The organism is Mycobacterium sp. PO1 (assembly GCF_017312405.1).
Taxonomy (GTDB): domain Bacteria; phylum Actinomycetota; class Actinomycetes; order Mycobacteriales; family Mycobacteriaceae; genus Mycobacterium.
The window spans coordinates 39039-52731 of sequence record NZ_BLTG01000024.1 but is presented as its reverse complement, the minus strand read 5'-3'; the positions used below and the strand labels follow the sequence as shown (position 1 = coordinate 52731).

Genomic DNA, 13693 nt, shown 5'->3' with positions numbered 1-13693 from the left:
TGACGCCCATCATTTAGCCTGATGGCTGTGCAGACACCCAGCGCCGGCTCTGCCGGGGTAGCAGACTCCGATCTGGACCGATGGCGCTCCGCGGTTGCGGGCGTTCTGGCGAAGTCCACGAAGCGGGATCCCGCCGATCTGGGCGCCGAGCCGGAGCGTCTGCTCGATTCGGACACCTACGACGGTTTCCCGGTCCGGCCTCTGTACACCGACGCCGACGAACTGGCTGAACCAGCTCTCCCCGGGCACTGGCCCTACGTGCGGGGCGGCGACGCGCTGCGCGACGTGAAGGCCGGGTGGAAGGTCGCCGACGTCTACCCGGCAGCCAACGCGGGCGTCGCCGAGGCCAACGGGTCGATCCTGCTCGGGCTGACCGAGGGCATCAGTGCGCTGGTGTTGCGCGTCGGCAGCGGCGACGCCGGCGACGCGGTGGCCCCCGCCGATCTCGAGCGTCTCCTCGACGGCGTGTACCTCGACCTCGTCCCCATCGTGGTCGAGCCGGTCGGTGACGCGTTCCGCTCCGCCGCCGACGCCGTGCTGGCACTGGTGACCGGACTCGATGACGAACAGCGGTCCAGGCTTTCGATCGATCTGGGCGCCGATCCGCTCGTCGCGCCACTGGCCGGCCGGGCCGCGCCCGACCTCGAGGACGTCGTCGCGGCGGCGACCAAGGCCAGCGCCTACGACGGCCACGTGCGAACGATCACCGTGGACGGACCGGTGTTCCACAACCTGGGCGCCAATGCCGCCTGGGAGCTCGGCGCCGCGATCGCCGCAGGTGTGTCGTGCGTGCGCCACCTGGTCGAGCGCGGTCTGTCGGTTCCGGCCGCGCTGGGACAGGTCGCGTTCCGGTTCGCCGTGGATGACGACCAGTTCACCTCGATCGCAAAACTGCGTGCCGCGCGCCAGATCTGGGCCCGCGTGGCTGAGGTGGTGGGGGAGCGTGACGCCGGCGCGGCGACCGTTCACGTCACCACGTCGCTGCCGATGATGTCGCAGCGGGACCCGTGGGTGAACATGTTGCGCACGACGGTCGCGGCCTTCGCGGCAGCCGTAGGAGGCGCCGACACCGTGCAGGTGCATCCCTTCGACGTGGCGATCGACGGCGGTTTTCCCGGCACCGCACGCAGTTTCGCGCGGCGCATCGCCCGCAACACCCAGCTGTTGTTGCTCGAGGAATCCCACATCGGCCGCGTTCTCGACCCGGCCGGCGGATCGTGGTTCGTCGAGGACCTCACCCGCCGGCTCGCCGAACAGGCGTGGTCGCACTTCCAGGAGATCGAGGCGAAGGGTGGCTTCGAGGCGGCCCGCGAGCACATCGCGGCAGCGATCGCCGAGGTCGCCGAACGCCGCGCCGGCGACATCGCGCACCGCCGGACAGCGCTGACCGGGGTCAACGAATACCCGGATCTCGCGGAAGTGCCTCTGCCGCAGGGCGATCCGCTGCCACACGTCCGGCGCTACGCCGCCGACTTCGAAGCCTTGCGGGATCGCTCGGATGCACACCTGCAGACCACCGGGGCGCGGCCGACAGCTCTGTTGTTGCCGCTGGGCCCGCTGGCCGAGCACAACATCCGGGCCACCTTTGCCGTGAATCTGTTGGCCTCAGGCGGGATCGAAGCAGTCAACCCCGGTCCGCTCAGCGCCGCCGACGTCGGTGCCGCGGTCGCCGATGCCGCGTCCACCGAGGTCGCCGTCATCTGCGGCACCGACGCCCGCTACTCCGAGGAGGTCGGCGCTGTCGTCGACGCGGCGAGGGCGGCCGGGATGCGCCACGTTCTGCTGGCTGGACCGGAGAAGGCTGTCGCGGCGGTGGACTCGAAGCCCGACGGATACCTGACCATGAAGATCGACGCTGTCAGCACCCTGTCGGATCTGCTGACCCGAATGGGGGCCTGAGGTGACTGCGACACAACCCAAGATCCAGAGCTTCGCCGACGTGCCGCTGCACGCCGGGGATGCCGTGGCGTCGCCGACCCACGAGCAGGTGGGCGAACACGTTCAGGCCGCGGCAGCAGCCCACGGCTACACCGCCGAGCAGCTCGACTGGGCCACTCCGGAGGGCATCGACGTCAAACCCGTCTACATCGCGGCCGACCGCGACGAGGTCGTCGATGCCGGCTTCCCGCTGGCCAGCCTGCCCGGGGAGCCGCCGTTCGTGCGCGGTCCCTACCCGACCATGTACGTCAACCAGCCGTGGACCATCCGCCAATACGCGGGTTTTTCCACCGCGGCGGAGTCCAACGCGTTCTACCGTCGCAACCTGGCGGCAGGACAGAAGGGTCTGTCGGTGGCCTTCGACCTGGCCACCCACCGCGGCTACGACTCCGATCACCCGCGCGTCGCCGGTGACGTCGGGATGGCCGGGGTGGCCATCGACTCGATCCTGGACATGCGTCAGCTGTTCGACGGCATCGACCTGTCCGCGGTGAGTGTGTCGATGACGATGAACGGCGCGGTGCTGCCGATCCTCGCGCTGTACGTGGTGGCCGCCGAGGAACAGGGCGTACCGCCGGAGAAACTGGCCGGGACCATCCAGAACGACATCCTCAAAGAGTTCATGGTCCGCAACACCTACATCTATCCGCCGAAGCCGTCGATGCGGATCATCTCCGACATCTTCGGCTACACCAGCGTGAAAATGCCCAAGTTCAACAGCATCTCGATCTCGGGCTACCACATCCAGGAAGCCGGGGCCACGGCCGACCTGGAACTGGGATACACGTTGGCCGACGGCGTCGAATACATCAAGGCGGGTTTGGACGCCGGACTGGACATCGACAAGTTCGCCCCGCGGCTGTCCTTCTTCTGGGGCATCGGCATGAACTTCTTCATGGAAGTCGCCAAGCTCCGCGCCGGGCGGCTGCTGTGGAGCGAGCTGGTCGGGCATTTCGATCCCAAGAACCCGAAATCGCGGTCGCTGCGGACCCATTCGCAGACCTCGGGCTGGTCGCTGACCGCGCAGGACGCCTTCAACAACGTCGCTCGCACCTGCATCGAGGCGATGGCGGCGACCCAGGGGCACACCCAGTCGCTGCACACCAACGCCCTGGACGAGGCGTTGGCGCTGCCGACGGACTTCTCGGCGCGCATCGCACGCAACACCCAGCTGCTGCTGCAGCAGGAGTCGGGCACCACCCGGCCCATCGATCCGTGGGGCGGTTCGTACTACGTGGAGTGGCTGACCCACCAGCTCGCCGAGAAGGCCCGTGCGCACATCGCCGAGATCGCCGAGCACGGTGGCATGGCTCAGGCGATCAACGAGGGCATTCCCAAGATGCGCATCGAGGAGGCCGCCGCGCGCACCCAGGCCCGCATCGACTCCGGGCAGCAGACCGTCATCGGGGTCAATCGCTACCAGGTCGACGAGGACCACGAGATCGAGGTCCTCAAGGTCGAGAACAGTCGGGTGCGTGCCGAGCAGATCGCCAAGCTCGAGCGGCTGCGAGCCGAACGTGACAACGACGCGACCGAGGCCGCTCTGGCCGAGTTGACCCGGGCGGCGGCCGCGACCGGCGCCGCCGGGGAAGACGGTCTGGGGAACAATCTGCTGGCGCTGGCGATCAATGCGGCCCGAGCCCAGGCCACGGTCGGCGAGATCTCCGACGCCCTGGAGAAGGTGTACGGCCGGCACCAGGCCGAGATCCGGACCATCGCCGGCGTGTACCGAGACGAGGTGGGGATGGCCAGCAACGTCAGCAGCGCCACCGAGATGGTGGAGAAGTTCGCCGAGGCCGACGGCCGGCGGCCCCGCATCCTGGTCGCCAAGATGGGGCAGGACGGGCACGACCGCGGTCAGAAGGTCATCGCCACGGCGTTCGCCGACATCGGTTTCGACGTCGACGTCGGCTCGCTGTTCTCCACGCCCGACGAGGTCGCGCGGCAGGCCGCGGACAACGACGTGCATGTCGTCGGTGTCTCGTCGCTGGCCGCCGGCCACCTGACGTTGGTGCCGGCGTTGCGGGACGCCCTCGCCGAGGTCGGCCGCCCCGACATCATGATCGTCGTCGGCGGCGTCATCCCGCCGGGCGATTTCGAGGAGCTCTATGCGGCGGGGGCCACCGCCATCTTCCCGCCCGGTACCGTCATCGCCGACGCCGCGATCGGCCTGCTCGACAAGCTCGCGCACCGCCTCGGCTACACCCTCCAGTAGCGCGATGAGCCCATCGGTCAGCGAGCTCGCCGCGGCGATCCGCGACGGTGACCGCTCCGCGCTGGCTCGGGCCATCACGCTGGTCGAATCAACCCGCGCCGACCACCGCCAGACCGCGCAGGAACTGCTGCTCGAGCTCATGCCGGAGGCCGGCCGCGCGTTGCACGTCGGCATCACCGGCGTGCCGGGAGTCGGTAAGTCGACGTCGATCGAAGCGCTCGGCATCTACCTGATCGAACAGGGTCACCGGGTCGCCGTCCTGGCGGTCGACCCGTCGTCCACTCGCACGGGTGGTTCCATCCTGGGAGACAAGACCCGCATGGCCAAGCTCGCCGTGCACCCCGACGCCTACATCCGGCCGTCGCCCACCTCGGGCACGCTCGGCGGGGTGGCCAAGGCGACACGCGAGACCATCGTGTTGCTGGAGGCTGCCGGATACGACGTCATCCTGGTCGAGACGGTCGGGGTCGGGCAGTCCGAGGTGACGGTTGCCAACATGGTCGACACCTTCGTCTTCCTGACCTTGGCGCGCACCGGAGACCAACTGCAGGGCATCAAGAAGGGTGTGCTCGAACTCGCCGACATCGTCGTGGTCAACAAAGCCGACGGTGAGCATGCGGTGGAGGCGAAGTCGGCCGCTCGCGAGCTCGCCGGTGCGATCCGGCTCATCTATCCGCGTGAAACGCTCTGGCGGCCACCGGTGTTGACGATGAGCGCGCTGCAGGGAACCGGGCTGACCGAACTGTGGGACACCGTTCTCAAACACCGCGAAGTGCTCACCGAGGCAGGGGAGTTCGAGGCGCGTCGACGCACCCAGCAGGTGCAGTGGACATGGTCGATGGTCCGCGACACGGTGCTCGACCGGGTGTTGTCGAGTGCCGGGGTGCGCGCGATTCGCGACGACGTGGAGCAGAAGGTGCGCGACGGTGAACTGACCCCGGCGCTTGCTGCGCAGCAGATCCTCGAGGCGGTGGACTGGCCGGCCAAAGCCGACGGTTAACAAATGGGTAACACCTGTCTACTTTGCCGCCCGGCGGGGTAAATTCAAATCATTGTGACGTCCGTCAACTTCGGGGAGCGCAACGTGGCGCCCTCACAGAGCATCGACGGCGCACCGCTGCCCCGAGGGGTGCAGGGCGCCGCCGACGAGAACTTCATGCTGGCGGTGCGCACGTTCGCGCAGATGTTCCCCTGGCGACGGCTCGGCGGCGGGGCTTTGTCGGTGTACCTCGACGGCGAGCCGGTCGTCGACGTCTGGACCGGCTTCCGTGACCGCCGCGGCTCTCAGCACTGGACGGCCGACACCGGGACCATGGTCTTCTCGGCCACCAAAGGGGTAGCGGCGACCGTCATCCACCGCCTGGTCGACCGCGGGCTGATCGACTACGACGCCCCGGTGGCCGAGTACTGGCGGGCGTTCGGCGCCAACGGCAAGTCGACCATCACCGTCCGCGACGTTCTGCGGCACCGATCCGGGCTGTCCCAGTTGAACGGCGTGCGAAAGGCCGACCTGCTCGACCATCTGCGCATGGAGGAGCGCCTCGCCGCGGCCCCGATGAGTTGGTTGCACGGCAAGCCCGCCTACCACGCGCTCACCTTCGGCTGGCTGCTGTCCGGACTGGCCCGGGCCGTGACCGGAACCGGTATGCGGGAACTCATGCGCACCGAGGTGGCCGAGCCGCTGGGCACCGACGGTCTGCACCTGGGCCGGCCCCCGGCGGGAGCAGCCACCCACGCCGCACAGATCATCGGCCCGCAGAGCGCGCTGCAGAACCCGCTGTTCAACATGGTGGCGCCGCACGTGGCTGCGCTGCCGTTCTCCGCCGCGTTCGGCGCGATCTACTTCCCGGGCGTCAAAGCCATGGTTCAGGGCGAAACGCCGTTGCTGGACAGTGAGATCCCGGCCGCCAACGGGGTGGCCACCGCGCGGGCGCTGGCCCGCATGTACGGTGCCATCGCCAACGGCGGCCAGATCGACGGTGTCCAGTTCCTGTCCCCGGAGACCACCGCCGCGCTCGTGGGGCGGCCCAGCCTGCGTCCCGACCACAGCATGGTGATGCCGTTGTCGTTCCACCTCGGCTACCACGGGCTGCCCTTCCCCGGCGTGCTGCCCGGGTTCGGGCACGTCGGGCTCGGAGGTTCACTGGGTTGGGCCGACCCGGCAACCGGTCTGGGGTTCGGCTACGTCCACAATCGGTTGCTGACCCCGCTGGTCGCCTCCGACCAGGCTGGCTTCGTGGCCACCGCGGCACTGATCCGGCGCGGAGCCGCGGCGGCCCGCCGGAACGGGTACCGCGCCGTGCGCGAGTTCGGGGCGCCCTACGCCCCGGCCACGGCGACGGCCGTGTGATTCGACCAGGGCCTGATTCGACCAGGGCCTGATTCGCCGCTCGCGGCTGGTGTTCTATTCGCCGCTCGCGGCGGTGGCCTGATTCGCCGCTCGCGGCTGGTGTTCTATTCGCCGCTCGCGGCGGTCCTCAGCTGTTGGCCCGCGTGAACCACTTCGTCTTGATCCGCCAGGAGTGCGCCGACGTCAGCGCGAACGCGGCGCCGCAGGCGCAGGCGAAGAACCACACCAGCGTGCTGCCCTGCACGGTCTGAAGCGTCGGCACCAACGCGGTGATGATGCGGACCACGCACGCCATGATGCCCATCGCCGAGGCGAACAGATAGACGTTGGCGATGTGGCGCGACCGCGGGTCGGTGCGCAGGATGAGCAGCGCGCGGGCCCCGTATCCCAGCAGGTAGATCAGCATGCCGCACAGCAGCAGCCAGTACATGTTGAGCCAGAAGTCCGTCGGCACGTCGAAGAAATCGGGCCGGTAGATCGCAGCACCGTTGCCCATCCAGAAAAGCGCCAGCAGCACCGGGATGCACAGTGTGGCGGGCCGTTCGACGAACTGCCGGAAGCGCTGGTGCATGGCGTTGTCCTGCTCCAGCCGGCCCAGCGTGTTGTACACCACCGCCGACGCGGCGACGATGTAGGCGTCGTGGCCCAGGTAGTCCTCGAGGTTCCATTTACCGGTCAGCGAGTAGAGCCAATGCCCGAGCGTCTGCGACGCCAGCGGCGACATCAGCAACACCGCCAGCCCCTGCAGGGCGATGTTCAGGGTGGCCGCGACCTCCCACCGGCAGGACCAGGTGACGCGACGAATCCACAGGCTCCACGCGATGCACATCAACGTGATCGCGATGAGAGTTGCCAGAGCCATGGGGTGTCGCCTTCGAGCTGAGCCTGATCAGCAAACAGTGTATGTGGTCAGACGCCTACAGGGGGGGAGCGTCGAACCGCGGTGTCAGCTCGGAGAGCTTGGGACGACGCCGTGTGTCGGTGGTGGTGCGCGCGCGAACCGCCGTGTCGATGCCGCGGCCGGGACCGTCCACGGCGGCCGTCGACTCGATGTACTGCCATACCTCTTGCCTGCTCATCAAGCCGAACTGGATCTGCAGATCGGGGTAGTTGAGCTGGAAGCGATCGGCGACCAGGCGCAGCTCTTCGGCGCTGGGGTAGTCGGCCTCTTTGATGCGCCGGTAATACGTGCTGCTGGAGATGCCCAAGGCGTCGAAGAGGTCTTTCGCGTCGATCTCTCCGTCGAGGAGGTAGTCGAGCAGCGCCTTGAGCTGTCTACCGTTCTCGTCTGTCCGTGGCATCTGACCACCATAAACTGCGTTCCGGCAAATGGGGAGAGTCACCCGGCAAACGGATAACACAATCTTAATTGACACGGCCGTCACAGTTCTGGGACCACTCTCCCATATCTGGGACATTCGCTGTACGGTTGGCTGCATGGTCGCTCCGTACATGGCTGACGAGGTCAGAAACACTCTCGTCGCCTCCGCACCGGAATCGCTGGTTGTTGTCGATCACGCCGCGGCAGACGGCGAAGCTCGGCAATTCGAGAATGTGGTCACCCCACCGTCGAGCGAACTGTCCGCAGAGCTCGACTCGTCGGCGGAATGGCTCGGCGTGACGGTCGAGGAAATCCTGCTGGCCGCCCTCGGCCGGACCTTCGGACGGACCCGCGGCGACGGGGCTGTCGTCGTCGACGTCGCGGCGGGTCAACCCGGACTGTGCCGGCGGGTGTCGCTGCTGTGCGCGGCCGGTGCGCCGATGGGGCCGACCGAGATGTTGCAGGGTGCGCACAACAGCCTGATCGCGGCGTCCAGCCATCCCGACGCGCGCGCCGAGATCCTGCTCGACGTCACCGGCGCCGGCGCGACCGGCCAGAGTCCGCGGGCGTTGGAGCTGCGCGTCGCGCGCCAGTCTGACGACCTGCACATCCAGTGGTGCTACGACCCGAGCCGTCTCGACCGGTACTCGGTCGAGGAGATGGCCGAGCAATTTCCGTTGGCGCTGATCGAGATCACCTCGGACGCCGCTGCGCCGCTGTGATGTGAGTTGAGCGGGCCGGCCCGCTAAACTGAGCGCCATCGGCGCCGATCCGGCCATCACCGGGGAGCCTTCGGAAGAACAGCCGTGTCCGGTGCTACCGGCCACGGCCCAGTAGAGCCGAACGGGTGGGCCCGTCATCGCCTTCAGTGGAGCGGCGCGCGACAGTGCGCGCAAGCGGGGTGGTACCGCGGCGCTCGCGCACCGGCGCGACGTTCGTCCCCGTGCCTTGACGACGACATCGTCGTCCACAACGCCGAGGCACAGGAGACGACGCACGTGACCGGATATCCGAAGCCCGCCGCCGGGGCGCCGAGTTTCCCGGCGCTGGAAGCCGATGTGCTGGACTACTGGGAACGCGACGACACGTTCCGGGCGAGCATCGCCCGTCGGGACGACTGCCCGGAGTACGTGTTCTACGACGGCCCACCGTTCGCCAACGGCCTGCCGCACTACGGTCACCTCCTGACCGGCTACGTCAAGGACATCGTTCCCCGTTACCGCACCATGCGGGGCTACAAGGTGGACCGTCGCTTCGGCTGGGACACCCACGGCCTGCCCGCTGAACTCGAGGTGCAGCGCCAGCTCGGCATCACCGACAAGGCCCAGATCGAAGAGATGGGCATCGAGAAGTTCAACGATGCCTGCCGTGCGTCGGTGTTGAAGTACACCGGCGAATGGCGCAACTACGTCACCCGCCAGGCACGCTGGGTCGATTTCGACAACGACTACAAAACCCTCGACATCGGCTTCATGGAGTCGGTGATCTGGGCGTTCAAACAGCTGTGGGACAAAGGTCTGGCCTACGAGGGCAACCGGGTGCTGCCGTACTGCTGGAACGACGAAACCCCGCTGTCCAGCCACGAACTGCGGATGGACGACGACGTCTACCAGAATCGCCAGGATCCGGCGCTGACGGTGGGGTTCCGCATCGACGGGGGAGCAGCCGAACTGGTCGGCGCGCATCTGCTGGTGTGGACCACGACGCCGTGGACGCTGCCCTCCAACCAGGGCGTCGCGGTCAACCCCGAGGTGACCTACGTCGTCGTGGAGAAGGACGGCCGCCGCTACGTGCTCGCCGAGGCCCGGGTGGCCGCCTATGCCCGCGAGCTCGGCGAGGAGCCGACGGTGCTCGCCACGTTCTCCGGAGCCGAGCTGATCGGCGTCCACTACGTGCCGCCGTTCCCATACTTCATGGACTCGGCCAATGCATTTCAGGTGCTGCCGGCCGACTTCGTCAGCACCGACGACGGAACCGGTCTGGTGCACCTCGCCCCGGCCTACGGCGAAGACGACATGGCCACTGCGCAGGCCGCCGGTATCGCAGCCGTCACGCCCGTCGACGCCAAGGGCCGGTTCGACGCAGGCGTGCCCGACTACGCCGGGCAGCACGTGTTCGACGCCAATCCGCAGATCATCCGCGATCTCAAAGCCGGATCCGGACCTGCGCAGGCCAACGGCGCGGTGCTGCTGCGCCACGACACCTACGAGCACTCCTACCCGCACTGCTGGCGCTGCCGCAATCCGCTGATCTACCGGGCGGTGTCGTCGTGGTTCATCAAGGTCACCGAGATCCGCGACCGCATGGTGGAGCTGAACCAGCAGATCACCTGGTACCCGGAGCACGTCAAGGACGGCCAGTTCGGCAAGTGGCTGGCCGGCGCCCGGGACTGGTCGATCTCTCGGAACCGCTACTGGGGCACGCCGATTCCGGTGTGGAAGTCCGACGATCCGGCGTATCCGAGGGTCGACGTGTACGGCAGCCTCGACGAACTCGAGCGCGACTTCGGGGTGCGGCCGGACAACCTGCACCGCCCGTTCATCGACGAGTTGACCCGGCCGAATCCGGACGACCCGACCGGCCGCTCGACGATGCGCCGGATCGAGGACGTGCTCGACGTGTGGTTCGACTCGGGATCGATGCCGTATGCGCAGGTGCACTACCCCTTCGAGAATCGCGAGTGGTTCGACGGCGCGGCCGGCGCGGAGGCCCACTTCCCCGGTGACTTCATCGTCGAGTACATCGGCCAGACCCGTGGCTGGTTCTACACCTTGCACATCTTGGCCACCGCGTTGTTCGACAAGCCGGCGTTCCGCACGTGTGTGTCGCACGGCATCGTGCTGGGCAACGACGGCCAGAAGATGAGCAAGTCCCTGCGCAACTACCCCGATGTCACCGAGGTGTTCGACCGGGACGGTTCCGACGCGATGCGCTGGTTCCTGATGGCCTCACCGATCCTGCGGGGCGGCAATTTGATCGTCACCGAGCAGGGCATCCGCGAAGGGGTGCGGCAGGTGCTGCTGCCCCTGTGGAACGCCTACACGTTCCTGGCGCTCTACGCGCCGAAGAAGGGCGCGTGGCGCACCGACTCGACTCACGTGCTGGACCGCTACATCCTGGCGAAGCTCGCGGTGCTGCGCGATGACCTGACCGTCGCGCTGGACGAATGCGACATCTCGCGGGCGTGCGATCAGCTTCGCCAGTTCACCGAAGCCTTGACGAACTGGTACGTGCGCCGGTCGCGGTCACGGTTCTGGGATGAAGACGCCGACGCCATCGACACCCTGCACACGGTGCTGGAGGTGACGAGCAGGCTGGCCGCGCCGTTGTTGCCGCTGATCACCGAGGTCATCTGGCGGGGAGTCACCGGCGAGCGTTCGGTTCACCTGTCGGACTGGCCGCAGTCCGATGTGCTGCCTGCCGATCCGCAGCTGGTCGCCGACATGGACCTGGTGCGCGAGGTGGCCTCCACCGGTTCGTCGCTGCGCAAGGCCAAGAAGCTGCGGGTTCGTTTGCCGCTGCCCAAACTGACTGTGGCGGTCGACGATCCGGGCCGACTCGCGGCGTTCGCCGACCTGATCTCCGACGAGCTCAACGTCAAGGCCGTCGAACTCACCGATGACATCGCCGCACACGGCCGATTCGAGCTCACGGTCAACGCGCGGGTCGCGGGTCCCCGCCTCGGCAAGGACGTCCAGGCGGCGATCAAGGCGGTGAAGGCCGGCGAGGGCGTGGTCAACGCCGACGGAACGCTGACCGCGGGTCCTGCGGTGCTGTTGCCCGAGGAGTTCAGCTCCCGGCTGGTCGCTGCGGACCCGGAGTTCACCGCGGCACTGCCCGACGGAGCAGGGCTGGTCGTGCTCGACGGAAACGTCACCCCCGAGCTGGAAGCCGAGGGGTGGGCCAAGGACCGCATCCGCGAGCTGCAGGAGTTGCGCAAGGCCACTGGCCTCGATGTGTCCGACCGGATCAGCGTCACGATGGCGGTACCGGCCGACAAGTTGGCCTGGGCCCAGACCCACCGGGATCTGATCGCCCACGAGATCCTCGCCACCCGCTTCGAATTCGGCGAGACCGCCGACGGTGCCGACATCGGCGACGGGGTGCGGGTCGCGCTGCAGAAAGCGTGAGGTTCGCCGCCGTGCAGCGGCGGCCGGGGGCGCGAGCGTGCAGCCACGGTTGTGATTTCGGCGTGCGAACGACCGTACGCGCACGCTCGCGGTGATCAGCCCACCCGCGCGGTCCGGCCGGCGAACTCGACGACGTCGCCGGCGCGGAGCTGACGCCCGCGGCGGGTCTCGACGTCACCGTTGACGCTGACCTGACCGTCGGCGATGACCGCCTTGGCATCGGCGCCGCTGTCGATGAGGTTGGCCAGTTTGAGGAACTGGCCCAGCCGGATCGACTCGTCACGGATAGGCACTTCGGACACGACCGCAACGGTAGCGCCTACGATTCGCCCTGTGGGCGCGCGATGGGTCCTGCACCTGGACATGGACGCGTTCTTCGCGTCGGTGGAGCAGCTCACCCGTCCCACGTTGAGGGGTCGCCCGGTACTGGTCGGGGGTCTGGGCGGACGTGGGGTGGTGGCCGGCGCCAGCTACGAGGCCCGGGTGTTCGGCGCCCGGTCGGCGATGCCCATGCACCAGGCGCGGCGCCTGGTCGGCGCCGCGGCGGTGGTGCTGCCGCCTCGCGGCGTCGTCTACGGTCTGGCCAGTCGGCGGGTGTTCGAGACGGTTCGGGCCACGGTGCCCGTGCTCGAGCAACTGTCGTTCGACGAGGCGTTCGGCGAACCCGGTGCGCTGGCCGGCGCCTCGCCGGCGCAGGTCGAGCAGTTCTGTCAGCGGCTTCGCGCCGAGGTGGCGGCCGTCACCGGCCTGGTGGCCTCGGTGGGCGCCGGGTCTGGCAAGCAGATCGCCAAGATCGCATCGGGCCTGGCGAAACCGGACGGAGTCACCGTGGTGGCGCGGGATGAGGAGGCGGCTCTGCTGCACGGCCTGCCGGTGCGCAAACTGTGGGGCATCGGACCGGTGGCCGAGGAGAAGCTGCACCGCCTCGGCATCGAGACCATCGGCGGGTTCGCGGCGCTGTCCGACACCGAGGTCGCCAACATCCTCGGACCCACCGTCGGCCCGGCGCTGCACAGGTTGGCCCGGGGCATCGACGAGCGTCCGGTGGCCGAGAACGCCCCGGCGAAACAGATCAGTGCGGAGTCCACGTTTGCGCAGGACCTGACCACGCTGGACCAACTCCGTGATGCGGTCGGGCCGATCGGTGAGCACGCTCACCGCCGGCTCCTCAAGGACGGTCGGGGCGCCCGCACCGTGACCGTGAAACTCCGCAAGTCCGACATGAGCATCCTCACCCGCTCGGCCACGCTGCCCTACGCCACCACCGATGTGGCGACACTGACCGCCATGGCGCGACGGCTACTGCTCGACCCGATCGAGATCGGGCCGATCCGCCTTGTGGGGGTCGGCTTCTCGGGTCTGTCGGACGTGCAGCAGGAGTCGCTGTTCCCGGACCTGGAGCTGGCCGCAACCGAGCACACGGCGAGCGTCGCCGCGTCGTCGGCGGTGGCGCCCGAGGGCGACCAGCTTCCGGCCTGGCGGGTCGGCGACGACGTGGTGCACGCCGACTACGGGCATGGCTGGATCCAGGGGGCCGGCCACGGGGTGACGACGGTGCGATTCGAGACGCGCAGCACCGGCCCGGGCACCGCACGGACGTTCAGCGCAACCGATCCGGCACTGTCGCGGGCCAATCCCGTCGACAGCCTGGACTGGCCACAATTCGTCGAGGAGACGTCGCGCTACCAGAGCACGCCGTAACGGGAGCACGGAACGGTCGCCCGGCTCCGGTCACCGGC

Annotated in this window: 10 protein-coding genes; 7 read left to right on the top strand and 3 right to left on the bottom strand. The window is 68.3% G+C overall.

Going from position 1 to position 13693, the window contains the following annotated elements:
* Nucleotides 1–21 precede the first annotated feature (21 nt).
* Genes mutA through J3476_RS11095 form a run of 4 tightly spaced genes read left to right on the top strand, consistent with a single transcriptional unit; the run spans nt 22 to nt 6503 of the window.
* A complete protein-coding gene (gene mutA / locus J3476_RS11110) occupies nt 22–1899 on the top strand; it encodes a methylmalonyl-CoA mutase small subunit (RefSeq protein WP_207066550.1) in 1878 nt (625 codons plus the stop codon).
* 1 nt (nt 1900) lies between these two features.
* Nucleotides 1901–4153, top strand: a complete 2253-nt coding sequence (scpA, locus tag J3476_RS11105; protein WP_207066549.1) for a methylmalonyl-CoA mutase — start codon at nt 1901–1903, stop codon at nt 4151–4153.
* Nucleotides 4154–4157: 4 nt separating this feature from the next.
* Complete coding sequence (gene meaB / locus J3476_RS11100) at nt 4158–5153, top strand: methylmalonyl Co-A mutase-associated GTPase MeaB (RefSeq protein ID WP_207066548.1); 996 nt, start codon at nt 4158–4160, stop codon at nt 5151–5153.
* A 54-nt stretch (nt 5154–5207) separates the two neighbouring features.
* Nucleotides 5208–6503: a serine hydrolase domain-containing protein gene (locus J3476_RS11095; protein WP_286182887.1), complete on the top strand. Its 1296-nt coding sequence runs from the start codon at nt 5208–5210 to the stop codon at nt 6501–6503.
* 127 nt (nt 6504–6630) lie between these two features.
* Here the strand turns inward: J3476_RS11095 and J3476_RS11090 are convergent, their stop codons facing one another.
* Nucleotides 6631–7365: a hypothetical protein gene (locus J3476_RS11090; protein ID WP_207066547.1), complete on the bottom strand. Its 735-nt coding sequence runs from the start codon at nt 7363–7365 to the stop codon at nt 6631–6633.
* Between the two features lie 55 nt (nt 7366–7420).
* On the bottom strand, nt 7421–7804 hold the full coding sequence (locus tag J3476_RS11085) for an XRE family transcriptional regulator (protein ID WP_207066546.1): 384 nt from the start codon (nt 7802–7804) through the stop codon (nt 7421–7423).
* A 136-nt stretch (nt 7805–7940) separates the two neighbouring features.
* Between J3476_RS11085 and J3476_RS11080 the strand changes: the two genes are divergently transcribed.
* Together J3476_RS11080 and ileS are read left to right on the top strand one after the other, a co-directional pair.
* Entirely contained in the window at nt 7941–8546 is a 606-nt protein-coding gene (locus J3476_RS11080) for a hypothetical protein (RefSeq protein ID WP_207066545.1), read from the top strand.
* Nucleotides 8547–8822: 276 nt separating this feature from the next.
* A complete protein-coding gene (gene ileS, locus J3476_RS11075; RefSeq protein WP_207066544.1) occupies nt 8823–11954 on the top strand; it encodes an isoleucine--tRNA ligase in 3132 nt (1043 codons plus the stop codon).
* 95 nt (nt 11955–12049) lie between these two features.
* Here the strand turns inward: ileS and J3476_RS11070 are convergent, their stop codons facing one another.
* Nucleotides 12050–12256: an RNA-binding S4 domain-containing protein gene (locus J3476_RS11070; protein WP_286182886.1), complete on the bottom strand. Its 207-nt coding sequence runs from the start codon at nt 12254–12256 to the stop codon at nt 12050–12052.
* Nucleotides 12257–12287: 31 nt separating this feature from the next.
* Here J3476_RS11070 and J3476_RS11065 point away from each other — a divergent pair, with 31 nt between their 5' ends.
* Entirely contained in the window at nt 12288–13655 is a 1368-nt protein-coding gene (locus tag J3476_RS11065) for a DNA polymerase IV (RefSeq protein ID WP_207066542.1), read from the top strand.
* The last annotated feature ends 38 nt before the right edge of the window (nt 13656–13693 follow it).

Bases quoted from the DNA above. Each gene is read 5' to 3' on its own strand.
- mutA (WP_207066550.1), top strand. From the start codon at position 22: ATGGCTGTGCAGACACCCAGCGCCGGCTCTGCCGGGGTAGCAGACTCC.
- meaB (WP_207066548.1), top strand. From the start codon at position 4,158: ATGAGCCCATCGGTCAGCGAGCTCGCCGCGGCGATCCGCGACGGTGAC.
- J3476_RS11090 (WP_207066547.1), bottom strand. From the start codon at position 7,365: ATGGCTCTGGCAACTCTCATCGCGATCACGTTGATGTGCATCGCGTGG.
- J3476_RS11085 (WP_207066546.1), bottom strand. From the start codon at position 7,804: ATGCCACGGACAGACGAGAACGGTAGACAGCTCAAGGCGCTGCTCGAC.
- J3476_RS11080 (WP_207066545.1), top strand. From the start codon at position 7,941: ATGGTCGCTCCGTACATGGCTGACGAGGTCAGAAACACTCTCGTCGCC.